General features: G+C 52.6%; 22 protein-coding genes and 3 tRNA genes. 19 read left to right on the top strand and 6 right to left on the bottom strand.

All coding sequences use genetic code 11. The annotated features are described in order from the left end of the window. The first annotated feature begins 75 nt into the window (after positions 1–75). The 13 genes from RNAN_RS11905 (at position 76) to RNAN_RS11845 (ending at position 12384) form a co-directional block, all read left to right on the top strand. A complete protein-coding gene (locus tag RNAN_RS11905; protein WP_008222073.1) occupies positions 76–801 on the top strand; it encodes a DUF2189 domain-containing protein in 726 nt (241 codons plus the stop codon). 2 nt (positions 802–803) lie between these two features. Next, positions 804–1256 (top strand): regulatory protein RecX, encoded by a 453-nt coding sequence (locus tag RNAN_RS11900; protein ID WP_148275724.1) that lies wholly within the window; start codon positions 804–806, stop codon positions 1254–1256. Positions 1257–1286: 30 nt separating this feature from the next. Then, positions 1287–3905 (top strand): alanine--tRNA ligase, encoded by a 2619-nt coding sequence (gene alaS / locus RNAN_RS11895; protein WP_439645781.1) that lies wholly within the window; start codon positions 1287–1289, stop codon positions 3903–3905. Positions 3906–4202: 297 nt separating this feature from the next. After that, on the top strand, positions 4203–4403 hold the full coding sequence (gene csrA, locus RNAN_RS11890; protein WP_008222063.1) for a carbon storage regulator CsrA: 201 nt from the start codon (positions 4203–4205) through the stop codon (positions 4401–4403). Between the two features lie 165 nt (positions 4404–4568). Continuing rightward, positions 4569–4658: transfer RNA gene (locus RNAN_RS11885), tRNA-Ser, on the top strand. A 13-nt stretch (positions 4659–4671) separates the two neighbouring features. Continuing rightward, a tRNA-Arg gene (locus RNAN_RS11880) sits at positions 4672–4748 on the top strand. A gap of 57 nt (positions 4749–4805) precedes the next feature. Continuing rightward, a tRNA-Arg gene (locus tag RNAN_RS11875) sits at positions 4806–4882 on the top strand. A gap of 419 nt (positions 4883–5301) precedes the next feature. Next, on the top strand, positions 5302–6606 hold the full coding sequence (locus RNAN_RS11870) for a PqiA/YebS family transporter subunit (protein WP_008222062.1): 1305 nt from the start codon (positions 5302–5304) through the stop codon (positions 6604–6606). After that, a complete protein-coding gene (gene pqiB, locus RNAN_RS11865; protein WP_008222060.1) occupies positions 6584–8248 on the top strand; it encodes an intermembrane transport protein PqiB in 1665 nt (554 codons plus the stop codon). Before RNAN_RS11870 ends, pqiB begins: the two co-directional genes overlap by 23 nt. A gap of 14 nt (positions 8249–8262) precedes the next feature. Next, entirely contained in the window at positions 8263–8853 is a 591-nt protein-coding gene (locus RNAN_RS11860) for a PqiC family protein (protein WP_008222058.1), read from the top strand. 341 nt (positions 8854–9194) lie between these two features. Beyond that, a complete protein-coding gene (locus tag RNAN_RS11855; protein ID WP_008222056.1) occupies positions 9195–9434 on the top strand; it encodes an OadG family protein in 240 nt (79 codons plus the stop codon). A gap of 12 nt (positions 9435–9446) precedes the next feature. Beyond that, the gene (oadA, locus tag RNAN_RS11850) at positions 9447–11237 is read left to right on the top strand and encodes a sodium-extruding oxaloacetate decarboxylase subunit alpha (RefSeq protein WP_008222054.1); all 1791 of its coding nucleotides are present in this window, start codon (positions 9447–9449) and stop codon (positions 11235–11237) included. 16 nt (positions 11238–11253) lie between these two features. After that, positions 11254–12384: a sodium ion-translocating decarboxylase subunit beta gene (locus tag RNAN_RS11845; RefSeq protein WP_008222052.1), complete on the top strand. Its 1131-nt coding sequence runs from the start codon at positions 11254–11256 to the stop codon at positions 12382–12384. A 92-nt stretch (positions 12385–12476) separates the two neighbouring features. On the opposite strand, the gene RNAN_RS11840 is transcribed toward RNAN_RS11845, so the two are convergent. Then, positions 12477–13832, bottom strand: a complete 1356-nt coding sequence (locus tag RNAN_RS11840) for a peptidoglycan DD-metalloendopeptidase family protein (protein WP_008222051.1) — start codon at positions 13830–13832, stop codon at positions 12477–12479. A 148-nt stretch (positions 13833–13980) separates the two neighbouring features. Here RNAN_RS11840 and tyrS point away from each other — a divergent pair, with 148 nt between their 5' ends. Together tyrS and acnA are read left to right on the top strand one after the other, a co-directional pair. Further along, positions 13981–15183 (top strand): tyrosine--tRNA ligase, encoded by a 1203-nt coding sequence (gene tyrS / locus RNAN_RS11835; RefSeq protein WP_008222050.1) that lies wholly within the window; start codon positions 13981–13983, stop codon positions 15181–15183. Positions 15184–15323: 140 nt separating this feature from the next. Continuing rightward, a complete protein-coding gene (gene acnA, locus RNAN_RS11830) occupies positions 15324–18038 on the top strand; it encodes an aconitate hydratase AcnA (RefSeq protein WP_008222048.1) in 2715 nt (904 codons plus the stop codon). A 54-nt stretch (positions 18039–18092) separates the two neighbouring features. Here the strand turns inward: acnA and RNAN_RS11825 are convergent, their stop codons facing one another. From RNAN_RS11825 to RNAN_RS11805, 5 genes are all read right to left on the bottom strand, one after another. Further along, positions 18093–19382, bottom strand: coding sequence for a mechanosensitive ion channel family protein (locus RNAN_RS11825; protein WP_237739917.1), 1290 nt, complete (start codon positions 19380–19382; stop codon positions 18093–18095). Positions 19383–19471: 89 nt separating this feature from the next. After that, positions 19472–19999 (bottom strand): lipocalin family protein, encoded by a 528-nt coding sequence (locus RNAN_RS11820; protein WP_008222044.1) that lies wholly within the window; start codon positions 19997–19999, stop codon positions 19472–19474. Between the two features lie 41 nt (positions 20000–20040). Then, positions 20041–20466, bottom strand: a complete 426-nt coding sequence (locus RNAN_RS11815; protein WP_008222042.1) for a hypothetical protein — start codon at positions 20464–20466, stop codon at positions 20041–20043. A 1-nt stretch (position 20467) separates the two neighbouring features. Next, positions 20468–21016: a hypothetical protein gene (locus RNAN_RS11810; protein WP_008222039.1), complete on the bottom strand. Its 549-nt coding sequence runs from the start codon at positions 21014–21016 to the stop codon at positions 20468–20470. Positions 21017–21021: 5 nt separating this feature from the next. Continuing rightward, positions 21022–22251, bottom strand: coding sequence for an MFS transporter (locus tag RNAN_RS11805; RefSeq protein WP_008222037.1), 1230 nt, complete (start codon positions 22249–22251; stop codon positions 21022–21024). 157 nt (positions 22252–22408) lie between these two features. Between RNAN_RS11805 and RNAN_RS11800 the strand changes: the two genes are divergently transcribed. The 4 genes from RNAN_RS11800 to RNAN_RS11785 all read left to right on the top strand — a co-directional run bounded on the left by RNAN_RS11800 (position 22409) and on the right by RNAN_RS11785 (position 25610). Next, the gene (locus RNAN_RS11800; RefSeq protein WP_008222035.1) at positions 22409–23380 is read left to right on the top strand and encodes a LysR family transcriptional regulator; all 972 of its coding nucleotides are present in this window, start codon (positions 22409–22411) and stop codon (positions 23378–23380) included. Between the two features lie 74 nt (positions 23381–23454). Continuing rightward, on the top strand, positions 23455–24294 hold the full coding sequence (locus RNAN_RS18730) for a substrate-binding periplasmic protein (RefSeq protein ID WP_008222033.1): 840 nt from the start codon (positions 23455–23457) through the stop codon (positions 24292–24294). Between the two features lie 161 nt (positions 24295–24455). After that, positions 24456–24986 (top strand): hypothetical protein, encoded by a 531-nt coding sequence (locus RNAN_RS11790; protein ID WP_008222031.1) that lies wholly within the window; start codon positions 24456–24458, stop codon positions 24984–24986. Between the two features lie 51 nt (positions 24987–25037). Next, positions 25038–25610 (top strand): dienelactone hydrolase family protein, encoded by a 573-nt coding sequence (locus RNAN_RS11785; RefSeq protein WP_008222029.1) that lies wholly within the window; start codon positions 25038–25040, stop codon positions 25608–25610. Positions 25611–25648 lie beyond the last annotated feature (38 nt).

Genomic DNA, 25648 nt, shown 5'->3' with positions numbered 1-25648 from the left:
CAACGCTTTTGCAGTATCATAGCGGCGCAAAAGAGCAGGCCCTGGTCTGTTGTCGTTATTTTAGCCGGAGTGGTTGTGAATAAAGCGTTTAAGTTAAAACTGATTATCCGCCGGGCACCAGCGCAGGCCGCCTTGGGCTGGCTAAAACAAGCCTGGGCTATTTTTATGCAGGCGCCTCTTGTCTGGTTATTTATCTATCTGCATATGCTTGGCTTCCTGCTGCTGAGTATGCTGCTGCCACCGATTAGCAGTTTTATTGTTGCCTTGCTGATGCCTTTTCTTACCGCTGGCATATACAAAACGGTGGTGACACTGCAGCAGGGTAAACAAATCAGCGTGACTGGCCTGTATCAGGTGTTTAAAGAGCCGCAGTATCGGGTGGTGTTTATCCGCTTAGCCTTGGCCGAGCTGGTGGCTTCTTTACCACTGGTGTTTATGTACGCCGCGATGACAGAGCAGGCTGAGGCCGGCGATTTCAGTATGTCACTGGCGCTGATGTTTGCGGTCTGGTTTACTGTCAGCAAGATGGCGTTTGCCTACACCATAGCGGTGGCGTACTTTCTGCAACAACATAGTGTGTTGGTGGTGATGCAGGCCAGTCTGGTGGCCTGCTGGCGCAATATAACGCCGCTGGCATTATACAGCCTCTTGAGTCTGGGGCTGATTATGCTTACCATGCCAACCTTGTTTATCGGCTTAATCGTGGTATTACCATTACTGCACATCGCGTTCTTTTTATCCTTTAATGAGTTTTTTGCCCTGCAGGTAAAAAGCACCGATGACGGTGTGCTGGAAGTGTGAGTGTGACTGCGCCTGACATCAGCACACTAAAGCAAGCGGCCTTAAACTGGTTAAGCCGGCGCGACTATAGCGAGGCGCAGCTGAAAACCCGGCTGCAGCGTATTGGCGGCGAACCGGCGCCGGTACAACAGGTGCTTGACTGGTGTAAAGCGCAGAATTATTTAAACCAGCAGCGTTTTGTGCAAATGCTGCTGCGCAGCCGCGCCAATAAAGGCTACGGCCTGGCATACATTATTCAGGAATGCCGGCAGCAGCAAATTAGCCGCCAGCAGGTGCTGGACTGCGCCAGCGAACTGGAGCTGGACTGGTTTGCGTTAGCGCGCCAGCAATACCTGAAAAAATACGGTTTAAGCGCCGTGACAGACTATAAAGACAAGGTAAAGCGGATGGCCTATTTACAGCGCCGTGGCTTTAGCAGTGAACAGATCGAATTTGCCATTAATCAAACTGAGTAACACCCAAGCGGACAGGATTTCTTCATGACTATGACATCGGCCAGTATCAGGCGTGCTTTTTTAGACTTTTTTGCCAGTAAGCAGCATCAGGTGGTGCCCAGCAGTTCGCTCATTCCGGGTAACGATGCCACCTTGTTATTCACCAATGCCGGCATGGTGCAGTTTAAAGACGTATTTTTAGGCCAGGACCCACGCAGCTACAACCGGGCTGTGTCAGCCCAGCGCTGTGTGCGGGCCGGTGGTAAGCATAACGATTTGGAAAACGTCGGCTACACTGCGCGTCACCACACCTTCTTTGAAATGCTGGGTAACTTCAGCTTTGGCGATTACTTTAAGCAACACGCTATCGCCTATGCCTGGGAGTTTTTAACCGAAGTCGTCAAGCTACCCAAAGAAAAACTCTGGGTAACAGTGTACCAAACTGATGATGAAGCCTACCACATCTGGAAAGACAGCATAGGGGTGCCGGCCGAGCGTATTATCCGCATTGGTGATAACAAAGGCGCGCCTTATGCGTCGGACAACTTCTGGGCGATGGGCGACACTGGCCCTTGTGGTCCTTGCACCGAGATTTTCTATGATCACGGCGCGCATATCTGGGGCGGCCCACCGGGCTCAGCGGAAGAAGATGGCGATCGCTACATCGAGATTTGGAACATCGTGTTTATGCAGTTTAACCGCCACAGTGATGGCCGGATGGAAAAACTGCCCAAACCCAGCGTCGACACCGGCATGGGGCTGGAGCGTATTGCCGCCATTTTGCAGCATGTACACAGCAACTACGAAATTGATACCTTTGTTGCACTGATCAAAGCCGCGGCTGACGCCACCGGCGCGACCGATTTAACCGATAAATCGCTGCGCGTGGTCGCCGATCATATCCGCAGCTGTGCCTTTTTAATTGTCGATGGCGTGCAACCGTCGAACGAAGGCCGTGGCTATGTGCTGCGCCGTATAGTGCGCCGTGCGGTGCGCCATGGTAACAAACTGGGTGCCAGGGGCGCCTTCTTCTACAAGTTGGTGCCGGCCTTAGTGGCGCAAATGGGCGAGGCGTACCCAGAGCTGGCTGCCAAGCAGGCGGTAGTGGAAAAAATCCTGAAACTGGAAGAAGAGCAGTTTGGCAAAACGCTGGAGCGTGGCCTGACGATTTTAGAAGAGGCGCTGGCGGTTTTAGACGGCACTGTACTGCCCGGCGAGCTGGTATTTAAGCTGTATGACACCTATGGCTTCCCGGTTGATTTAACCAACGACGTGGCGCGCGAGCGTAACCTGAGTATTGACCAGGCCGGCTTTGATGCTGCCATGGCCGAGCAGCGTAAAAGAGCGCAGCAGGCGTCTAACTTTGGCACCGACTACAACGCCCAGTTAAGCTCAAGCCAGCACACCGAGTTTACCGGTTACCAGCATGAATTTGGTAATGCCACTGTGGTCGAAATTCTGCAGCAGGGCCAGGCCGTGACAACGCTTGACGATGGGGCAGAAGCGCTGCTGATTTTAGATAAAACGCCGTTTTATGCCGAGTCTGGCGGTCAGGTCGGCGATACCGGCAGCTTAACACTGGCCAGTGGTGCTGTGTTTGTGGTTGAAGACACTATTAAGCTGGGCAAAGCCTTTGCCCACAAAGGCCGCCTGCAAGGCACGCTTAAGCTGGGCGATAAAGTGGATGCGCAGATCGACAGCGCCCGCCGCGCAGCCATTAAGCAAAACCACTCTGCTACCCATTTGTTGCATGCGGCACTGCGCAAGGTGCTGGGCGAGCATGTGACGCAAAAAGGCTCTTTGGTTGGGCCGGAGCGGCTGCGTTTTGACTTTAGCCATTTTGAGGCGGTAAAAGCTGACCAGCTGCGCCAGATAGAGCTGCTGGTTAACGAGCAAATTCAGCAAAACAACGTCTTAGACACCCGTTTGATGCCAATTGAGCAAGCCAAAGCGGCCGGTGCTATGGCGCTGTTTGGTGAAAAGTACGATGACGAAGTACGGGTACTGTCGATGGGTGATTTCTCCATCGAACTGTGTGGCGGCACCCATGTGAGCCGCACCGGCGATATCGGCCTGTTTAAAATTGTCTCTGAAGGCGGTATCGCCTCGGGGGTACGCCGTATTGAAGCGGTTAGCGGCGCCGGTGCCATCAGTTTTATCCAGCAACTGGAGCAGCAGGCGCAAAGCGTCGCCGCCGCACTGAAAGGCGATGTAATGAGCATCGCTGAGCGGGTGCAGCAGGCGCTGGAGCGCAGCAAGCAGCTGGAAAAAGACATTGAGCAGTTAAAAGCCAAGCTGGCCAGTCAGGCCGGTGCCTCCTTACTGGAGCAAGCCGAGCAGCATGGCGGTGCTACCGTATTGGTGGCGCAGTTGCCTGCCACTGAACCCAAAGCATTGCGTACCACATTGGATGAGCTGAAAAACAAACTCAGCACTGGTGTTGTGCTGCTGGCCACCGTGAATGATGACAAAATCAGTCTTATTGCCGGTGTAACCGACGATCTGACCGCTAAGGTGCATGCGGGGCAGTTAGTTGGCTGGGCCGCCGGTAAATTAGGCGGTAAAGGTGGTGGCCGGCCAGATATGGCGCAGGCGGGAGGCACTGATATTGCCGCCTTGTCAGCGGTGTTAACAGAAGCAAAAACGCATATCAGCAGTAAACTAAGCTAAACTGCTTATATCAGCCAGTGTGGCAGGCGTTGTCTGCCAGCTGGCTGATCGCTCTGTAAGCCAGGGGCGTAACATTACAGCGCACTTTGCCGTGCCGGGCGGGTGGAATATCGCGTATTTACCGGCAACAGGCAGCAGAATGCTACACTAGCAGCGTTTTGCGGCAAATTTGCCGGTATTAACGGCCATTTATTTAAACGCCTGACTTTTAATCAGCCAAGCAGCTGAGTTATGATACGGCGCTTTAGTGTATACCGGTGTCGCTGGCGCTGGATTGAAGGATAAAGGAGCAAACGAATGCTAATTCTTACTCGTCGTGTTGGTGAGACACTGATGATCGGTGATGAAGTTACCGTGACGGTGCTGGGTGTGAAAGGCAACCAGGTCCGTATCGGGGTGAATGCACCTAAAGAGGTATCGGTGCATCGTGAAGAGATCTACATGCGCATCCAGGCCGAAAAAGGCTCTGCTGATTCAACTTATGGTGAAGACGACTAATTTCCACGTTTTTACCGCGACTTGCTGACCATTTGTGCCGTTTTTGTACGTTTTATGACTTAATCCCGGCGAATTGCTTAAAAGGTCGGCAAACGCACTTTTCAGTTCCAAAAATTGTTTGACTTATTTTCCTGAGACATTAATATACACGCCGCAACACAGCGCGGAGATGTGGCCGAGTGGCTGAAGGCGCACCCCTGCTAAGGGTGTATAGGGGAAACTCTATCGAGGGTTCGAATCCCTCCATCTCCGCCAGTTTTTTCAGATTGGACGCGTAGCTCAGCTGGATAGAGTACTCGGCTACGAACCGAGCGGTCGGAGGTTCGAATCCTCCCGCGTCCGCCATCTGAAAAAAGCACACAGCACAGTGCCGGATAAAGTGCTACTATTTTGCAATACTCAGGACGCGTAGCTCAGCTGGATAGAGTACTCGGCTACGAACCGAGCGGTCGGAGGTTCGAATCCTCCCGCGTCCGCCATATACAAAGAACCCGCTAAGGTTAACACCAAAGCGGGTTTTTTTATTACATACACAAAGCTGCTTAGGCGCGGGCGGGTGAGAAGCTCCGCAGGTTCGACCAATTTGCCCGGAGCAAATTGGCACAGCGTTAGCTGGCCCGCAGGGCAGGCGGCAGGATAGCCGCCTGCAATCCTCCCGCGTCCGCCATATACGAAGAACCCGCTAAGGTTAACACCAAAGCGGGTTTTTTATTGCATGTACGAAGAACCCGCTAAGGTTAACACCAAAGCGGGTTTTTTATTGGCTGCGTAAAGCTAAGTAGTTGTGATTGTGCTATAAATTGCATCTTTATCTGGCTGTTTGCCGGCAACTTGCTCAGGCACTGTTCAGCCAGTCTCAGCTATAAGCCCGTCAAGGCATTATTACGGATATACCGGCATGCTGTTGTCAACCACAGCGAATAACGCAGAGCAACACAGCGCAGCGGAAGATGAACTGGCACTGTGCCCGCATTGCGATCTGGTGCAGCACCTGCCATTGTTACAGCCAGGCGAGGAGGCCTCTTGTGTGCGCTGTGGCCATCATTTGGATGCCTGCCATATTGAGTCGGTGATGCGGCCGATGTTATATGCCGGTTCGGCGCTGTTTATGTTGCTGCTGGCCAATCTGTTTCCTTTTGTCAGTATGTTTGCCGCCGGCAACAGCAGTGAAATGAACTTCTTTGATACCTCCTCTGTGCTGTTTCAGCAGCATCAGCAGTGGCTGGCAATTTTAGTCTGGTTATTTATTCAGGCAGTGCCGGCCGCCTGTATGCTGGCGATTATTTATCTGAAGCTTGGTATGCTATACCGGCTGCCGGCACGCACCTGGGTGGCGCGGGTGCTGTATATGCTAAAACCCTGGAGTATGGTCGATATCTTTTTAATGGGGCTGATTATCAGCTTTGTGAAGCTGGTGGCCGATGCCGATATCTCGCTGGGGCCCAGTTTTTGGGCGTTTTGTCTGTTTTGTCTGCTGCATTTGCGCGCTTTTCAGGTGGTAGACCGGCGCGAGTTGTGGTCGAAAATTGCACCCAACCCTAAACCGCAGCTGGCAGCGCATGCCGGTAAAAGCGGTTTGGCACAAAATGTAAAGCTGTGTAAAGTGTGTACTGCCATGGTGCCGGTGACGCAAACTCATTGCAGCCGCTGCCATACTAAGGTGCCGCTGCGGCGCAAAGCCAGCGTGCAAAATACGCTGGCGCTGCTGCTGGCGGCAACCCTGCTGTATATACCGGCTAATTTATTACCGATAATGCGCACTATCTCCTTTGGCGAAACTACAGATTCGACTATTATCAGCGGCCTGCTATTAATGTGGCAGGATGGCGCTTATCCGGTGGCCATTATTATTCTGATTGCCAGTGTGCTGGTGCCGGTGGCGAAAATTATTATTATGTTTTGGTTATGCTATTTAACCCGCTTACCGCTGGCGCAGCGGCAACGCTATTCGACACAAATTTACCGCCTGGTCGACTGGGTAGGGCGCTGGTCAATGGTGGATGTACTGGTGGTGGCCATTATGGCCGCGCTGGTGCGGTTTGATTTATTAATGAGTGTTTACCCCGGTGTCGGGGCTTTAGTGTTTGCAGCGGTGGTGATCCTGACCATGCTGGCCGCACTGAGTTTCGACCCCAGATTACTGTGGGACCCGTTACCCGAACAACAAAAGGGAGTTCGTTTTGACGCAGCAACAGAGCGCTAAAGTTAGCCGGATCAAGCAGTGGTCACCAATTTGGGTGGTGCCAATAGCGGCAGTGCTGATAGGTATGTGGATGCTGTATAACCATTATCAGCAGCAGGGGGCTTTACTTACCTTACTGACTGGCGATGCAGAGGGCATTATTGCCGGCAAAACCCAGATTAAAAGCCGTAGTGTTGATGTTGGCCAGGTGGTGTCGGTTGAATTAAGTGAAGATTTAAAGCAGGTAATTATTAAAGCGCGGATGAAGCCGGCGGTGACACCGCTGTTAAATGCTGACTCGCAATTTTGGGTGGTAAAGCCACAAATTGGCCGTGGCGGTATTACCGGCTTAAATACGCTGTTATCCGGCGTGTATATTGAGTTGCAGCCAGGTGAGTCGACAGAGCAGCAACTGCAACATCAGCTGCTGGACACGCCACCGGTGGCGCCGGCTGATGCGCCGGGCATTCGGGTTAGTCTTACTACGGCCAACAGTGGTGGTTTAGCGGTGGGCGATCCGGTGCTGTATCGCGGTTATGAAGTGGGCACGGTAGAGCACAGCGAATTTGAACTGGCCAGCCGGCGTACCCGTTATCAGCTGTATATTCGCGAGCCCTTTGATGTGCTGGTAACCGAAAATGTGCGGTTTTGGCTAAGCAGTGGCTTTTCCTTTGATTTATCTGCCGAAGGCCTGCAGGTAGATGTTGGTTCAGCTACGACTTTACTCAGCGGCGGTGTCAGTTTTGATTTAATGCAGGGCTGGCCGCCGGGTGCCGCAGTTCGTGATGGCACTGAGTTTCAGCTGTTTCCGAACCAGCAAAGCATTCAGGATGGCTTGTACAGCGAATTTGTCGAATACCTGCTGTTTTTTGACGAGTCGGTGCGCGGCTTAAAGGCCGGTGCGCCGGTAGAGTATCGCGGGGTACGGGTGGGTACTGTGGCCAGCGTGCCGTTTTTCTTTTCTATCGATAAACCCTTTGAAGTGTCGCTGCAGCAGGGCATACCGGTGCTTATCCGCATTGAAGCCGGCCGGCTGTATGAAAATCTTAGCCTGGCGCAATTAAAGCAGGAATTGGATAAAGCCGTGGCGCGTGGCATGCACGCGGCGCTGAAAACCGGCAACCTGCTAACCGGTGCGCTGTATATCGATTTAGATGTCAATCTTGATGCGGCGCTGCCAGAGCCAACCGAGCTGCAATTGCAGCGGCTGGCGCTAAGCCAGAGTGCCGGCTATCCGATGCTGCCAACCACCCGCAGTGGCCTGAGCAACATAGAGCAAAAAGTGTTGATGGCACTGGATAAAATTAACAACCTGCCGGTTGAGCAACTGCTGACGCAAAGTGAGCAAACGATGCAAAGTGCTGATCAGATGCTGCAATCGGCCAATACCATGCTGGCGCAGCTGGATAAACTGCTAAGCGACCCTAAGATGCAACAACTGCCGGCACAGCTACAAAGCAGCTTACAGCAGCTGCAGCAAATGCTGGCCGGATTAAGCCCGGGCTCGGCGGCCTATGATAAGTTAAGTGGCAATTTGCAAACGCTGGATCAGGTGCTGCGCGAGCTGCAACCGGTATTGCAAACCCTGAACCAGCAAAGTAATGCGCTGGTGTTTGAAGCCAAAGCGCCGGCCGACCCACAGCCAAGCCGTGCCCGGCAGTAAAGGAGATACACACTATGACATTACGCCTTGCTAAGCCCTTACTAAGCGCTGCTGTGCTGCTGTTGCTAACGGCCTGCAGCAGCCCGGCCACCACGCATTTTTACCAGTTACCGGCACCATCACACAGCCAGCCAGAGAGCAGCATGGCCGCTAATAACCATGCTGCAGATAACAGCAGTGCCGGCAAAAGCTTATTTATTGAACCGGTAAAGGTAGCACCTTATTTAAATGGCCGTGGTTTGGTGCTGCAAACCTCTGCGGTAGAGCTGGTGATGGCGCGACAGCACCTGTGGGCCGACGCGCTGGACCAACAGCTGCAGCGCCAACTGCGCCAGCATTTAAGCCAGCTGGCGTCGGGTTATGCGGTACAGTTGCAGCCGGGCGCGCAAAGTACCCGTTTGTGGCTGCAGCTGGATAGCTTTCATGGCAGCGCCGATGGCTATGCGCTGTTAAGCGGGCATTTTTTGTTAAGCGGCCAGCCGTTAAGCCAGCCGTTTAGTTACAGGGTGCCACTGGCGGATGATGGTTATCCGGCGCTGGTTACCGCGCTGGGGCAGGGCGTGCAGCAGCTTAGCCAGCAAATTGCCGCTCAGCTTAGGCCCTAACACACTTTTGTTGCAACAACTGCCAACACGAAAGCCTGCTGGTTAAGCACACTAGACCATGTTGGTCACTGTGGTTACAGGAGGCCTCACCTTTCCCAGACGCTGTGATCTGGTTCTTTTATAATCAGATGGCTAGACATTTGAATGTCTTTACGTGTACTGTAGCTGCGTTATGCACATTGTTAGCATAAATAGCAGTTATCACGCCAGGTTATTTATCTGACGGGGGCTTACTGCGCATAATGTCGGGTCGTCTGGCTAAAATCTGCCCGACAGAGACAATTCTACTATGCTGAAGGTGCCGGCCGCTGCCGGCACCCAAACAGACGGAGCACACCGCTATGGTTGCAGAATTATTACTCGAAGCCGCCAGCCTGATGCTGATAGGTATGGGGGCAGTATTTGCCTTTTTACTGCTGTTGGTGTTTATCGTGCAGCTGATAAGTCGTGTTATGCAGCGTTATTTTCCCGCTAAGGCCACTGCCAGCAATGTAGTGACCACGCCAGGCAGCTCAGGGCCATCGGCTGCTGTCATTGCCGCCATTTCAACCGCGATACACCAGTATCGGCAACAACAATAAGAGGACTCAGGCATGAGCAAACCATTATTACTGACAGAGTTGGTGCTACGTGACGCCCACCAGTCATTATTAGCCACGCGGCTGCGGCTGGAAGATATGCTGCCGATTGCCGCCAAGCTGGATAAGGTCGGTTACTGGTCGATGGAATCCTGGGGCGGTGCCACCTTTGATGCCTGTATCCGCTATCTGGGCGAAGATCCCTGGCATCGGATCCGCGAGCTGAAAAAAGCCATGCCAAACACCAAACAGCAAATGCTGTTGCGCGGCCAGAATTTACTCGGTTACCGCCATTATGCTGATGATGTGGTGACTAAGTTTGTCGAACGCGCCCATAAGAACGGCGTGGATGTGTTTCGTATTTTCGATGCGATGAACGATATCCGCAACCTGCAAACAGCAGTGCAGGCCGCAATAAAGGTCGGCGCCCATGCCCAGGGCACTATTTCTTACACGGTAAGCCCGGTGCACACTATCGACATGTGGGTAGACATGGCGCGTCAGCTCGAAGATATGGGCTGTCACTCTATTTGTATTAAAGATATGGCTGGCCTGCTTAAACCTTACGAGTGTGAGGAGCTGGTCAGTCGCATTAAAGAAGCGACCAAAATTCCGCTGGCGATGCAATGCCATGCCACCACCGGGCTTAGCACGGCAAGTTACCAAAAAGCCATCGATGCCGGTATTGATATGCTCGACACCGCCATTTCTTCAATGAGCATGACTTATGGCCACAGTGCCACTGAAACCATGGTGGCAATAACCGAGGGCACCGAGCGCGATACCGGCCTTAACATGGAACTGCTGGCAGAGATTGCTGCTTATTTTCGCGATATCCGCAAAAAATACGCCCAGTTTGAAGGCTCATTAAAAGGCGTCGATGCACGTATTTTATTGGCGCAGGTGCCAGGTGGCATGCTCACCAACATGGAAAGCCAGCTAAAAGAGCAGGGCGCACTGGATAAGCTCGATGCGGTATTAAAGGAAATTCCGCAGGTGCGGCAGGATTTAGGCTATTTACCACTGGTCACGCCAACCTCACAAATTGTCGGTACCCAGGCAGTGCTGAATGTGCTGACCGGCGAGCGCTACAAAAGCATTACCAAAGAAACGGCCGGTGTATTAAAAGGCGAATACGGCGCTACGCCTGCACCGATGAACACCGAATTGCAACAGCGGGTGTTAGCCGGCGAAAAAGCCATTACCTGCCGGCCGGCTGACTTACTTGAGCCCGAGCTGGACAAACTGCAGCAGGAGCTAAGCAGCCTGGCACAAAGCGAGAGTATCCGTTTGGCAGAGCAGCAAATTGATGATGTGCTGACTTATGCCTTATTCCCGCAAGTCGGGCTGAAGTTTTTGAAAAACCGCGACAATCCGGCGGCGTTTGAGCCGGCCCCCGATGCAGCGGCAGCACTGCCGTCAGCGACTAAGCCAGCGGCTAACACGGCTAAGGCGGCGCAAAGCGGCCCGGCCAGTTACAGCGTGCGCGTTGATGGCAAGGTGTATGAAGTCGAGGTTGCCCCCAGCGGCGAGCTTAGCTCAGTAAAACCTGTGGTGTCAGAAAATATCCCGGCCAGTGCCTCAGTAACCGGCGCGGCCACCCTTAACGCGCCGCTGGCCGGCAATATCTGGAAAGTGGTGACCAAAGTCGGTGCCAGCGTAAAACGCGGCGATGTGGTGATTATTATGGAAGCGATGAAAATGGAAACTGAAGTGCGCGCCGTGGCCGATGGCCAGGTCGCCAATATCCATGTCGCGGCCGGTGATGCCGTCAGCACAGGCGATGTGCTGATCAGTTTTAACTAGGCGCCGGGGATAATCAATGGATGCTGTAACAACCTTAATTGCCTCGACCGGTTTGATGAATTTTACCGCCGGTCAGGCTGTGATGATGCTGGTCGGTTTTACCCTGCTGTATCTGGCGATAGCACGTGGCTTTGAGCCGCTGCTGTTATTGCCGATAGGCTTTGGCGCTGTGCTGACCAATATTCCGCTGGCCGGCATGGGCGAGCCGGGCGGCCTGCTGTATATGATTTACGAAGTGGGTATTGGTACCGGTATTTTTCCGCTGCTGATTTTTATGGGCGTCGGCGCCATGACTGACTTTGGCGCCTTAATTGCCAACCCGCGCATGCTGTTATTAGGCGCGGCCGCGCAGTTTGGCATCTTTGCCACCTTGCTCGGTGCCATCGCCCTTAATGCAGTGCCAGGGTTAAGTTTTACCTTAAAAGAAGCTTCGGCCATTGCTATTATTGGTGGTGCCGATGGCCCGACTGCCATTTTCCTGGCCTCGAAACTGGCACCGGATCTGCTGGGGGCCATTGCCGTGGCGGCCTACTCTTATATGGCGCTGGTGCCGATTATTCAGCCACCGATTATGCGGGCGCTGACCAGCAAGGCAGAGCGCAATATTGAAATGGTGCAGCTGAGAACAGTGAGCAAAAAAGAGAAAATTGTCTTCCCGCTGGCCGTACTGCTGCTAACCATTTTGCTGCTGCCAAGCGCCGCGCCGCTTATCGGTATGTTTTGTCTGGGTAATCTGATGCGTGAATGCGGCGTGGTCGAGCGGTTAAGTAAAACCTCGCAAAACGAGCTGATTAACATCGTTACCATCTTTTTGGGCCTGGCGGTGGGCTCGCGCCTTAGTGCTGATAAATTCCTCACCCTGCAAACCTTAGGTATTTTAGTGCTGGGTGCGGTGGCCTTTGCCATTGGTACTGCATCAGGCGTGCTGATGGCCAAGCTGATGGGCAAGCTCTCCAAACAGCCGATAAACCCGCTGATTGGCGCTGCCGGTGTGTCCGCCGTACCCATGGCCGCGCGGGTGGTGAATAAAGTGGGCTTAGAAGCCAACCCGCATAATTTCCTGCTGATGCATGCGATGGGGCCAAACGTTGCCGGTGTAATTGGTTCAGCGGTCGCTGCCGGTATCTTGCTGGCGCTGGTCGGCTAGCGTGCATGCTCGGCTAGCGCGCAGGAGCGGCTAAGCAGCAACAAAAAAGCCCGCGTCATATAACGCGGGCTTTTGCTATCTTGGCAAGCGGTTTAAGGCGCGGCGCTAGCTGCAGGCAGCGCTTCGTCAGCTTTAGCTAACAATACCCGCTCTTTGGTTTGTAGCTGGGTTAATATCTGCTGCGCCTTGGCAGTAAACTGTACTTTATCGCTACCCTGCAGTGGTGTCGCTTGCGGCAGTTTTACTGTTCTGGGGTTACGGTGTACGCCATCTATCACAAATTCATAGTGCAAATGAGCGCCGGTAACGCGGCCGGTACCGCCTAAGCGGCCAATCGCCTCGCCCTGGCGTACTTTATCGCCTTTGGCCACTAAGCGCTTAGACAGGTGCAGGTACTTGGTGACAATATTATTGGCATGCTGAATAAAGACATAATGACCATTTATATTGTTGTAGGCCGAGGCCACCACACGGCCATCGCCGGCCGCCATAATAGGCGTGCCTACCGGTGCAACGTAATCGACACCATTATGTGGCCGCACGGTTTTTAACACCGGGTGTAACCGGCGCGGGTTAAAGTTAGAGCTTACGTACTGGAAGCTAACCGGGGCGCGTAAAAACGCCTGACGCATACTGGCACCGTCTGGCTTGTAGTAGTTACCGTCGCTGTGCAGCACGGCCTGGTATAAATGGCCCTGGTTGGAGAATTGCGCGGCAATAATATTGCCGTTGCCGATAAACTCACCGTCAACATACTGGGTTTCATACAGCACGCTAAAGCTGTCACCGGCGCGGATATCTAAACCAAAGTCGATATCCCAGCCAAAAATACCGGCCAGGTTCATGATTTGCGCTTCGCTTAAGCCTGCTTCAATACCGGCGCTCCAGAAGTTGCTGCGAATTGCCGCGCTGGCAAACTGGTTGCGCAGTTCAACCTCTTTTTTCAGCTCTTCGGCCACAAAGCGGCCTTCGCCGTTGCGGCTAATACGCAGGGTGCTCAGGTGGTTCAGCGCATAACGCAGCTCTTGCAGCTCGCCCTGTGCATTAACACCAAACTCCAGCTGCTCGCCGGGGAATAACCGGGTTAAGGTTTTTACTGGTTTACCCAGCGCCAGGATATCCAGCATGACCTGCTGGCTGACATTGGCTTGTTTAAACAGTGCAGATAAGGCATCGCCTTTGCGTACCTGTAATACTGACCAGTTTAACGATAAATCTTCTGCCGGTAACGGCGCCAGCGCCGATACGCTTTGCTCGGGCAGTAATACATCCGTTTGCTCCGGCAGTGCTAAGCTGTAACGCTTACCAATTTCCAGGCTGTCGGCCTTACTGCTCTTCGAGGCGGCTGCCTGCTCAGACGGCAGCAGTAATACCACCGATAAGAACACTGAGGTTGCGGCAATGAGCACCCGGTGCTGTTTTGGAATTTTAGTGACGAATTGACGCATAATTCTGTTCTTGGCTCAACAAACGCACAAAAACCGAGCATATACCGTTTTTTTCACTGACACCAGACTTTTGTGCGTTTCCCCTGGGCTAAACATACTATAGAATGCGGCTTCAACGGGTAAACAGGTGAAAAATCAGGAGGCCAGAATGGCGGATTGGGAGCAGGCTTTAGCTGAGTTAAAACGCGGTTGCGAAGAAATTCTGCTGGAAGAAGAGCTAATTGCCAAACTCAAAGAGGGCAAGCCATTAAAGATTAAGGCTGGCTTTGACCCAACAGCACCTGATTTACACTTAGGCCATACAGTGCTCATTAATAAGCTGCGTACCTTTCAGCAGTTAGGCCACGAAGTGATCTTTTTAATCGGTGACTTTACCGGTTTAATTGGCGACCCGACCGGCAAAAACGTAACCCGTAAACCGCTTAGCCGCGAAGATGTCTTAGCTAATGCGCAAACGTACAAAGATCAGGTATTTAAAATTCTTGATCCGGCAAAAACCCGCGTAGCCTTTAACTCTGAGTGGATGGAAAAACTCGGCGCCGCCGGCATGATTAAACTGGCGGCCCGCCAGACCGTCGCGCGTATGCTGGAGCGTGACGACTTTAAAAAGCGTTATGCCAATAATCAGTCTATCGCTATCCATGAGTTTCTCTATCCACTGGTGCAGGGCTGGGACTCAGTGGCACTTGAGGCCGATGTTGAAATGGGCGGTACCGATCAGCGCTTTAACTTGCTGATGGGCCGCGAACTGCAAAAAGATGAAGGCCAGCGGCCGCAAACCGTGATGATGGTACCGCTGCTGGAAGGCCTGGACGGCGTGCAGAAAATGTCCAAGTCGCTGGGTAACTATGTTGGCATTACCGATGCGCCAAATGAGATGTTTGGCAAAATTATGTCAATTTCCGATGAGCTGATGTGGCGTTACTACGACCTGCTAAGCTTCCGTCCGCTGGACGAAGTGGCGGCCCTGAAACAGCAGGTGGCAGAGGGCGCTAACCCGCGCGATATTAAAATTCTGCTGGCCAAAGAAATTATTGCCCGCTTCCATGACGCGGCGGCAGCAGAGGCGGCGCATCAGGACTTTATCCAGCGTTTTAGTAAAAACGCGCTGCCGGATGATATCCCTGAGCTGACTGTCCGCTGCGAGGGTGCCAGCATGCCCATTGCCAACCTGTTAAAAGAAGCCGGTTTAGTCGATAGCACCTCAGAGGCCATCCGCATGATTAAACAAGGCGCGGTAAAGCTAAATGGTGAGCAGAAAATTGACGACACCAAACTGGAAATCGCCAAAGGCAGCAGCGAGATTTACCAGGTGGGTAAGCGCAAGTTTGCCAAAATCAGCTTGCAGTAGCGCTTAACCATCGCCATTTTGGCGTAACATCTTGCTGATGTTACGCCTCCTCCTGTCACGGCTATCTGCCGTTTAAACCTCAAACTGTGGCTCTGATGAACTACACTGTAAGTCATCAGAGCCATAAATGAGGGGCAACTATGACTTCAGCAAATCCTTACACCGACACCCTAAGCGTGGCGCAGCAGCAATACCGTATTTATAGCCTGTCCAAAGCGGCTGAGCGTTTTGGCGATATCAGCCGTTTGCCGTTTTCATTAAAAGTGTTGCTGGAAAATCTGTTACGCCATCTCGATGGTGACAGCGTAACCGACGCCGATATTCAGGCGCTGGTCGACTGGCAGAAAACCGGTAGCTCGGAGCGTGAGATTGCCTTTCGGCCGGCGCGGGTATTAATGCAGGATTTTACCGGTGTGCCCGCTGTAGTCGATTTAGCCGCGATGCGGGCGGCCGTAGCGGCGCTGGGAGAAGATCCTGACAAGGTTAATCCGTTATCGCCGGTCGATTTAGTTATCGATCACTCCGTAATGGTCGATCGCTACGCCAGCGCCGATGCCTTTAGCGAAAACGTTAATATTGAAATGCAGCGTAACTATGAACGCTATGCCTTTTTGCGCTGGGGGGCTAAGGCTTTTGCCAATTTTCGTGTGGTGCCACCGGGTACCGGTATTTGTCATCAGGTGAATCTGGAATACCTCGGGCAAACTGTGTGGGCAGAACATACCGAAGACTGCCAGCTGGCCTATCCGGATACGCTGGTGGGTACTGATTCTCATACTACGATGATTAACGCCCTGGGTATTTTAGGGTGGGGTGTGGGTGGCATTGAAGCCGAAGCGGCAATGCTGGGACAACCGGTGTCGATGACGATTCCACAAGTCGTGGGCGTTGAGCTGACCGGCAGGTTGGCGGCCGGTATTACCGCAACTGATTTGGTGCTCACCGTAACCCAGCTGCTGCGTAAGCATGGTGTGGTCGGTAAATTTGTCGAGTTTTTTGGCGCTGGCCTGGCGCAGTTGTCGCTGGCAGATCGGGCGACTATTGCCAATATGGCGCCAGAGTATGGTGCAACCTGCGGTTTTTTTCCTGTCGATCAGATTACGCTGGATTACCTGAAACTCACCGGGCGTGACGGCGCTGTAATTAGCAGAGTAAAAGCTTACTGCCAGGCGCAGGGGCTGTGGCGGGAGGATAGCGATGAACCGGGGTTTACCGACAAGTTGCATCTTGACCTTGCCACAGTGGAAGCGTCATTGGCCGGGCCTAAGCGGCCACAAGATAAAGTCACGCTGACACAGCTAAAACAACATTGTGATGATACAAAACCACTGGATAGCAAAACGCAAGCGCGCGAGGCTGAACTGGTTAGCGAAGGCGGTGGCCAGAGCAAGGCGGCAACCACAGATAATAGTTTTGATTTAAATGGCAGTAGGATCAAATTGCCTGAACATGCAGTGGTGATTGCGGCAATAACATCCTGCACCAATACGTCGAACCCCAGCGTGTTGATGGCCGCCGGTTTGCTGGCCAAAAATGCGCTGGCCAAGGGCCTGCAAGCAAAACCCTGGGTGAAATGCTCTTTGGCCCCTGGCTCTAAGGTGGTTAGCCGTTATCTGCAACAGGCGGGGTTGATGTCTGCGCTGGAGCAAGTAGGTTTTTATCTGGTGGGCTATGGCTGTACCACCTGTATCGGCAACTCCGGCCCGCTGGCCAAACCCATTGCAGAGGCTATTAACAAGGGCGATTTAAATGTGTCGGCGGTGTTGTCAGGTAACCGTAACTTTGAAGGCCGTATTCATCCACTAGTGAAATCAAACTGGCTGGCGTCGCCGCCGCTGGTGGTGGCCTTTGCGCTGGCCGGCCGGATGAATATCGATCTTAGCGCTGAGCCTATAGGACAGGACGCACAGGGGAATGATGTGTACCTGAAAGATATCTGGCCCGACAATGACAGGGTAGCGGCCGCCGTGGCAACAGTGCAAAGCAGTATGTTTTCTGCCGAATATGACAAAGTGTTTGACGGTGATGCCAGCTGGCAGGCCATCGAAGTGGCTAAAGCGAAAACCTATAGCTGGCCTGACTCCAGTTATATTCGCCAGCCGGATTTTTTCCGTGGCTTATCGCGTAAGCCCAAGCCGGTGCGCGATATTGTCAATGCCAGAGTATTAGCCATACTCGGTGACTCGGTGACCACTGACCATATTTCGCCGGCCGGTAATATTAAGCAGAGCAGCCCGGCCGGGGAATATTTGCAGCAGCTGGGTATAGCACCGGAAGACTTTAACTCGTACGGCTCCAGGCGCGGTAATCATGAAGTGATGGTGCGCGGTACCTTTGCCAATGTACGGATCCGCAATGAAATGCTACCGGGTAGCGAAGGTGGTGTTACCCGGCATTATCCTTCGGGCGATACCTTGCCGATTTTTGCTGCCGCTATGCGTTATCAGCAACAGGAACTGCCCCTTATCGTGATTGCCGGTAAAGAATACGGTACCGGCTCCTCCCGTGACTGGGCCGCCAAGGGCACCCTGATGTTAGGCGTTCGGGCCGTGCTGGCCGAGTCTTTTGAGCGAATTCACCGTTCTAACTTAATTGGTATGGGCGTGTTACCGCTGCAGTTTTTGCCGGGGACAGATCGTAAAACGCTGAAACTGACCGGCGAAGAGAGTTTTACTTTACGCGGTTTAAGCGAACTGACAGCAAAACAAAAGCTGCAGCTGTTGATCCGTTACGCCGACGGCGGCAAGCAAGAGATAGATGTGCATTGCCGCATTGATACGGCGACCGAACTGGCGTATTACCAGCATGGCGGCATTTTACACTATGTATTGCGCCGGATGATTGGCGCAGCCTGAGTGAAGGGCGCCTGCTTTGCTGGCAGGCGCCCACGCTGTGTTATGGTGGCTCAGTCAGGATGGCAGTGTCGGTAAGCCAGATTTAATATGCAAATCACGCTGCGGGTAAGGAATGGTAATACCCGCCTGTTTAAAGGCGCGCCAGATAGCCACGTTAATGTCTGAGCGCACGGTGTCTGCACCGTATTCCGGGTCTGCTATCCATACTCTCAGTTCCAGCTCAATACCGCTGTCGGCAAAACTCTTCAGCATTACCGTCGGTGCAGGCTCGCTCAATACCCTTTTAGAGCTGTTAGCGCTTTGCAGCATCAATGCCATCGCCTGCTCCGGGTCGTCATCGTAGCTTACCTGCACCAGAATTTTTACCCGCACATTGCGGTCCTCATAACTCCAGTTAATCACTTCTGAGGTGATCAGGTTTTCGCTCGGGATCAGCGTGTCAACGCCTTCGCGGTTACGTACCACCACATAACGGGCTTTTAACTCATGTACCCAGCCAAAATTATCGCCTACCGAAATAACATCACCGGGCTTGACGCTGCGATCAAGCACTAAAATAAAGCCGCTGATAAAATTTGACGCTATACGCTGTAAACCAAACCCCAGGCCAACCCCCAAAGCGCCGCCAAAAACTGCCAGCGAGCTTAAGTTAATGCCCACAGCGTTAAGTGCCACCAGAAATGCCAGGGTGATAAGCGCCACCTTGGCCACTTTGCTAAAGCCTACCTGCATACTGGGGCTGATATGTTTGGCTTTTCTCAGTTGTTGGTTTAACAGCTCGGCCAGCCACAGCGCCAGCGTAAAGGCCAGAATAATCACCAGCAGTAATTTAACCACACTCAGTAGCGACAGCCTGCTGTCGCCCAGGGTAAAGGCCAGCGCATCCATCATCTGCAGCAGCGGTTGTAGCCAGCCGGCTAAATGCAATACCACCAGCAACCACACAGTAGTGGCTATCACCGGCTCGGCCGATTTTACTATCGGGCTGGATAAAAAGGCTTTACGCAGGATATACACCAGCAGCCGTATAACACCCAGCGCCAGCGCAATAGGCACTAAAAACTGTAATAACTGTGCCGGCAACTGGGAGCTGGCAAAGGCTTCAGCCGTCAGTGCCAGCAAGGCGGCCAGGCTAAAGGGCAATACAATACGCTGCGAGCTGTGCAGCGCCACATGGCGCAAGCCCTTGCCGCCACTGTCATTCAACCGTTTAGCTAATACCCGGTTAAGCCCCCAGGCCAGAGTTAAAGCGGCAACTACGGCAACCATTTGGTACCACATTGCCGGTTGTTGTAAAAAACTTACCAATTGCTGCCACAGCAGCATTATCTTGTCGCTCATCATGTTTAATCTAACATATTGATTGGATTGGGCTTAGCATCAGGCTATCAGTGTAGCTGCATAAGTGTGCTTTTGCAGCAAACATTACCTTTTTAGCCGCTGCACTGTTCAAGCCAAATCCAGTCTGCCGGGTCAATACCCAGCTCGGTAGCGGTTTGGGCAAAAGCCTCGCACTGCGCTTTGGCCGGCGTTTTACTGCGTGCCAGCAGCCAGGCGTAATCCAGCGATGGGCCCACTACCAGTGCCATACTGTAGTCATCACTTAAGCGCGCCACATTATAGCTGCCGTAAAAAGGGCCAAAAAACGACACTTTAAGCGCACCGGTGTTGCTGTCGCCAACAAAGTAGGCTTTGCCTTCAGCCTCGCGCCATGCATTTTGTTCAGCATTAAAACCACGGTTAATCACTTTTACGCCGCCATCCTCACGCATACTGTAGTTAGCGGTTACTTGCGTTAAACCGCGCTCAAAGCGGTGATCCAGCCGGGCAATTTCATGCCACTGGCCTAAGTAACGTTCAAGCTCAAATGGGCTAACGGGTTTCACGCCCTCAGGCGTGCCGGTGCAGCCAAGCAGCAGGGCAACAGTGGCAAACAAGATAACCTTGTGTAGTATTTTCATAGCAACCTTTGATAACACAATAACATGCAGATACTACGGTGTTAGTCGGGGTTTGTCTCAGCCAGGGAGCTGATTTTCTGTTGCCGGTAACTTGTATAAAGTAACACTGTGGCAAGCAAGGCCGGTATCGTAACACCATAAAAGTCATCCCATATCGATGCGCTGTCGCAAATGCCTATTAGCACCTCCCAGAGATGGAAAAGTGCGTGCCCCAGTAGCCAGCCGCTGGGGACCAGCCAAAGCGCTGGACGATGTTTCGGCTTAATAGCGCCATAGACAAAAGCTATGCCGCTAAGCAGATAAATCAGGCCAATATCACGCAGAAAATGCTGGTTATAGGCTCCTCTTTCTGCCACGCCCTTTACCTGCCAATACCAGAATTCAGGCGCAACTAACATAATACTGCCGTTTATCAGTGCCGCTAAACCGAGTAATGCAGCGCTTGTTGTAACAAAATGATTAAGCATGCTATTCGCCTCCCGCGTGCTTAGGGGCTATTGATTGATCATTTAATCTGATGCGACTACAAGATTTGCCATAGCCCAGCGCATATTTCAGCGTTGGATACACCCGGTAACTACTGATTGCAAAAGCCAGGCTTATCAGCCCTTTATCACCCCATAAGCGGCAAATTTGCTGTCGTAACGCATCAGCTTGCTGCTGATGGGTTAGCACCTGCTCGGTAAATTGCATTACCAAAGCAATCTGCGCAGGTAACAGTTGCAGCTGCCGCTCAACAATGGCTTGCACTAAGCTTGCTGGCACACCAGACTCCAGTGCCATATCCACCACCAACTGGCTGCAGGGGCCACAATCTTCCGCCAGAATAGCGCGAATTCTGGCGGCATATAACGCGGCCGGCGGCACATCAGCCTGGTGGGCTGCCATGCTTTGAAAGCCGCAAAACTTAATATAAGCACTAAGATCAGTGTGCAGAATGTGCTGCTGATAGCGCACATCATACTGGTAGCGTTTTTGTAGGTTAAGCAGCATCCGGTTTAATATAAAGCGCAGCATAGTGGTTACCTCTGATACTCAGGTTTAACGTCAATGGCAGAGTTAGCAGTTGTTGGTAGCCTATCCAGAACCCGCACCGGGATAAACAGCAACAGATAACTAAGTAAAAACAGCGCCGCACAGCTGAACAACAGAGCGGAAAAATTGTTGTTATCCGCCAGTGCCGCACCCAGCAAAGGGCCTGTGGCCAGGCCTAGCGACGAGACAAGGGTGGCGATAGTAGCCAGACGGCCGCAGCTATCGAGCTCTGCACTTACCGCCAGTAACAAGCTCACCACCGCCGGCCAGCAAAAGAACAGCAGTGCCAGAGCGCTGCCATACAAGATTGCATCTATCGGGAACAGGTTAAATGTCAGTAATAATGCGCTAAGCGCTGATAAGGCTGTCGCCGGCAGCAGCAGAGTTAAACGGCTCACGCGACGGCCACTGAGTACCGGCAGCATAGCCCCGGCCAGGCCGGCTAAACCGCTGACGGCGATAGCACTGCTAACCTTGTCAGCACTGATGGCTACACTTTGGCCAATCAGGCCGGCATAGGCCCAGATAGCACTGGCCGCCGCCTGATATAAGGCAATGGCCAACAGCAACAAGGTGACATAGCTAAGCCGGCGTGCAGGCTTGCTGACGGCGCTATCGACGTTGGCCAGTGCGCCAGGCGTTAATGTTATTGCCTTCACGCAATGCAGTAACATCAGGGCCAACGCGGCAATTGCAGTACTGACATAAAACACGGCATTAGCGCCCAGCCACAGTGTCAGCTGAGGTAACAGGTAAATCACCAGGGAGCCGCTGCTAAACTGGATAAACAGCAGCATACCAAAAGCGCGGTCAGGGTTAGCCAGCCGGGCCAGGACAGAAACCGCCATGCCTAAGCCGATGCCGCCGGCAATGCCGGCAACAAAGCGCCAGCCGAGCATCAAAGCGTAGCTATTGGCCAGGGCACTGGTTAACTCAAGCAGGCACAGCAGTGCCAGACAGCTTAACAGTGTGCTTTGCCAGCGCAGTTTGTTTACCAGATATATAGCGATAGCGCTGCCAGCCAGAGCGCCATAGCCATTGGCCGCAACAATTTCGCCGGCTTGGGTCTGGGTAAAACCAAGTACGCTTGCCAGGCTGCTGACCAGGGCTGGTAAATAGTTCAGGTAAGCCAATGTGGCCATGGCAATAAAAGCGAGAAATACATAAGCAAAAAACGGTTGCTGCGTGTTTACGGGTAAAGATCCACTGTGGCGCATAGTTCCTCCGGCTAACCGGCCATAATTATCGTCGGGCCACAGCATAAACAGGCAAAAACAGCAGAAAAACCGCTGTTGTTGCCAAACAGTTGTGAAGATCTTTCACGAGTCTTTATGCTAAGGTCACGGCTATGTGCACAAGGACGATGGATTGCTTATGGATAAACTGCGTTTAATTGAGCTGTTTGTTGCTACCTGCGATGAAGGTAGCTTTGCCGCTGCCGCAAGGCGCTGCCACAGTGATCCTTCTACCGTAAGCAAAGCAGTAAGCCGGTTGGAGAGTCAGCTTGGCTGCAGTTTGTTTCAGCGTTCTACCCGGCAACTATGTATCACGCCTGCCGGCCAGCGCTATGCTGCGACGGTGCGCCCCTTACTACAACAACTTAATGCGTGTGAGCATGCCTTACAGCATCTGAATGATGCGCCCGAGGGGACACTACGGATTACCAGTGCCGTGTGCTATGCCCATCTGTACCTGCAGCCTCTGCTGCAGGCATTTTGTCAGCGTTATCCGGCTATTCAGCTGCAGCTGGACGTCAATGACTTACATCAGGATCTTATCGATAATGATATTGATGTGGCGCTGCGCACCGGCTATATCAAAGACAGCCGTTTAGTGGCGCGCCGCCTAAGCCCGATGGACTTTCTTATTTGTGCCTCACCACACTATCTGGCGGCCCACGGTACGCCGCAGATTGCTGAAGACTTTTCACGGCACAGCTGGATAGGCTTTCGTATCAAGCAAAGCCAGCAGCTACAACCCATTTTTTTACCTGACCGGCATGGCCACTATCAGTTGCATCACTTGCAACGCCAGCATATTACAGATGACGGCGAAACTATGGCGGCCATGTGCGCCGACGGCTTAGGTATAGCGCAACTGCCACATTTTCTCGCGCGTCAGGGGCTGCAAACTGGTGCCTTAGTGTCGTTATTTCCGTATTACCGGCCACCGCAGCCGGACAATGGTGTCTTTGCTATTTACCCCAAGCGTGATTATTTGCCGGCCCGGGTTAGGGTGTTTATTGATTTTCTCTGTGCACATTTAGACACCTTGGGCGAGGGCAGCAATTATACTTGGGCTGAGCAGTGGCCAGCGCTGAATAACGCCAGCCGTGCTTCAGGTTAAGCAACTATTTACTCCCTCTTCTACACTTGATGCACTGCCCGGTAAAATCTGTCGTTGTGTGTTTGGAGTCTCGCGTGAAAGCCATACTAAATTGTTTCAGCTGTTGCGTTATACCCTTGCTGCTGTTAGCGCCGGCAGTGCCCGGTGCAACAGAAACGACCAGTGCTACAACGCCACTGCGCATTATTACCGAGCCGGCTGGCCGTGGCCGCTTGTATGACAAACATGGTCAACTGTATGGTATGTCAACCGAATTGATTAAAGCGCTACAGCAGCAGGTTGGCGACAACAGCAAAATAGAAATTTTGCCCTGGGCACGCGCTTATGCCATTGCCGTGAGCAGCGACAATGTGGCGGTGTATGACACGATCAGAACCGCTGACAGAGAAGATAAATTTAAATGGGTTGGGCCTATTAAGCTGTATTCGGTGAATTTGTACGCCCGGCGGGGCGTGGTAACGGCTAATGCCAGCCTGGCCGACTTGCTGAAAAACCATGTGGTCTGTGAAACACGCAACACCAGTATTGTTAGCGAGCTGTTGGCGCTGGGCTTTGAGATAGACAAAAACCTGATCTTAAGCCTTAAATCCGGTGACTGTTACACTATGCTCAAATTAGGCCGCGCCGATCTTATTGCTATGCACAGTGATATTACTGCCAAACGCCAGGCTGAACTGTTAGCCGCCGGGCTGGATTTACAACCGGTGTATCCGCTGCAAAATATTGAAATGTATCTGGCCTTTTCCAAAGCGGTAGACGATGCGGTAATACATAACTGGCAGTGTGCGCTGAACAAACTGGTGCTGCAAGGCCAGTACCGTCTGCTGTATCAGGATGAATATCCCGAGGTAATGATTACGGCAATTGAAAGCCGGGCTGCGCTGTCGCAGCAACAGCTGCAGTGCCCTGATTAAGGCGGTCTGACGGGTACTGTCTTGTTAAGCACTAAGAGCGCTAACTTATTGTATAAAAGCTAAAAAACTTGTAATGTCAGCCACAGCACATTAATGCCTGGCCCGGTGTCAGTTCGGCGTTTTATCAACTCTCATCTACTAACAGTTTGGATGTTACCTCTATGCGCAAATTAACACTGAGTCTGCTGCTGTTGGTGCTGCTGTTTGGCAGTATTATTGTTTTTCATCAACGTCTTATCTCGGCGTTTATTTTGCCGCAGTACATCGACTGGGCCAGTGACACTGAAGTCGCCGGGTTACAGCTGGGCGAGCCGCTCAGTGCTGCACAGTTAGCTCTGGCAGCCGAAATTGGTATTAAGCAGCCAGAAAAGGTGCGCTTGGTGTATGTTGATACGGTGCCCTTTCCGTATCACAACCCTATGCTGAAGTTGGTCGGTGAGGCTACCGGCTTTGTTGGCGAGGGCATTATTAACAATGCTCAGGTGTTTGGTTACTCGATTTATGTCAGAAAAGATTATCAACTGGATACACCGAAACTGGCGCACGAGTTGGTGCATGTGCTGCAAATAGAACGCGCCAGTTTAAAGCAGGTCGTTACCCAACACTTTGCTGATTTACTCAAGTACGGCTATGACAATTCACCGCTGGAGCAGGAAGCCTATGCCGCCAATAAGAGGTATAGCAACCGCTAACGCTACTACCCAATATTTAGCCAAAGATTACGCAGCTATTGTATTAACACCATGAGCCAAACTGTTTTACTGATTACCGATATTTTTGGCCAATGTACTGGCCTTAACCGTCTGCTGACCGATTTGCGCCAAAGCGGCGTCACGCTGCACCTTGTTGACCCTTATCAGGGCAAACCGCAGCAGTTTGCTGATGAACAGCAAGCTTACGCTGCTTATAGTGCCGAGTGCGGCCATAATGCCTATGCCGCCATCGCCGCTCAGGCGCTGCAAAGCCATTCACAGCCGATTGAGCTGGCCATCGGCTTTAGCGCTGGCGCTACTGCGCTGTGGCGTGCCCTGGCAGCTACTGACAGCAGCAGGCTGAAGCAGGCAGTATTGTATTATCCGGGGCAAATTCACCAGCATCTGACGCTTCAGCCGCAAGTGCCAACGCAGGTGATTTTTGGCCACAGCGAGCCACATTTTGCTGTAGACGATATCTGCCGGCAGTTACAACAGCAAGGCGTCACGGCTATCAGTACGCCTTATGCGCATGGCTTTATCAACCCGGCATCAAAGGCATTTAATGAAGCGGCTTATCTGCAGTATCTGGCCAGGCTTAACGCCATTGTAACCGCCGGTTGAAATTGATATTTAATAATGCCGGTTTTGTTAGTAACAAT

The organism is Rheinheimera nanhaiensis E407-8, from assembly GCF_000296695.1.
GTDB lineage: Bacteria > Pseudomonadota > Gammaproteobacteria > Enterobacterales > Alteromonadaceae > Alishewanella > Alishewanella nanhaiensis.
This window is presented reverse-complemented; position numbering and strand designations above follow the sequence as displayed.

Excerpts from the sequence above, each read along its gene's own strand:
- tyrS (WP_008222050.1), top strand. The coding sequence starts at position 13,981 with ATGGCGGATTGGGAGCAGGCTTTAGCTGAGTTAAAACGCGGTTGCGAA.
- RNAN_RS11860 (WP_008222058.1), top strand. The coding sequence starts at position 8,263 with ATGACATTACGCCTTGCTAAGCCCTTACTAAGCGCTGCTGTGCTGCTG.
- RNAN_RS11825 (WP_237739917.1), bottom strand. The coding sequence starts at position 19,382 with ATGATGAGCGACAAGATAATGCTGCTGTGGCAGCAATTGGTAAGTTTT.
- RNAN_RS11810 (WP_008222039.1), bottom strand. The coding sequence starts at position 21,016 with ATGCTGCGCTTTATATTAAACCGGATGCTGCTTAACCTACAAAAACGC.
- RNAN_RS11870 (WP_008222062.1), top strand. The coding sequence starts at position 5,302 with ATGCTGTTGTCAACCACAGCGAATAACGCAGAGCAACACAGCGCAGCG.
- RNAN_RS11820 (WP_008222044.1), bottom strand. The coding sequence starts at position 19,999 with ATGAAAATACTACACAAGGTTATCTTGTTTGCCACTGTTGCCCTGCTG.
- RNAN_RS11855 (WP_008222056.1), top strand. The coding sequence starts at position 9,195 with ATGGTTGCAGAATTATTACTCGAAGCCGCCAGCCTGATGCTGATAGGT.
- RNAN_RS11845 (WP_008222052.1), top strand. The coding sequence starts at position 11,254 with ATGGATGCTGTAACAACCTTAATTGCCTCGACCGGTTTGATGAATTTT.
- alaS (WP_439645781.1), top strand. The coding sequence starts at position 1,287 with ATGACATCGGCCAGTATCAGGCGTGCTTTTTTAGACTTTTTTGCCAGT.
- csrA (WP_008222063.1), top strand. The coding sequence starts at position 4,203 with ATGCTAATTCTTACTCGTCGTGTTGGTGAGACACTGATGATCGGTGAT.
- RNAN_RS11840 (WP_008222051.1), bottom strand. The coding sequence starts at position 13,832 with ATGCGTCAATTCGTCACTAAAATTCCAAAACAGCACCGGGTGCTCATT.
- oadA (WP_008222054.1), top strand. The coding sequence starts at position 9,447 with ATGAGCAAACCATTATTACTGACAGAGTTGGTGCTACGTGACGCCCAC.
- RNAN_RS11790 (WP_008222031.1), top strand. The coding sequence starts at position 24,456 with ATGCGCAAATTAACACTGAGTCTGCTGCTGTTGGTGCTGCTGTTTGGC.
- RNAN_RS11800 (WP_008222035.1), top strand. The coding sequence starts at position 22,409 with ATGGATAAACTGCGTTTAATTGAGCTGTTTGTTGCTACCTGCGATGAA.
- acnA (WP_008222048.1), top strand. The coding sequence starts at position 15,324 with ATGACTTCAGCAAATCCTTACACCGACACCCTAAGCGTGGCGCAGCAG.
- RNAN_RS11785 (WP_008222029.1), top strand. The coding sequence starts at position 25,038 with ATGAGCCAAACTGTTTTACTGATTACCGATATTTTTGGCCAATGTACT.
- RNAN_RS11805 (WP_008222037.1), bottom strand. The coding sequence starts at position 22,251 with ATGCGCCACAGTGGATCTTTACCCGTAAACACGCAGCAACCGTTTTTT.
- RNAN_RS11815 (WP_008222042.1), bottom strand. The coding sequence starts at position 20,466 with ATGCTTAATCATTTTGTTACAACAAGCGCTGCATTACTCGGTTTAGCG.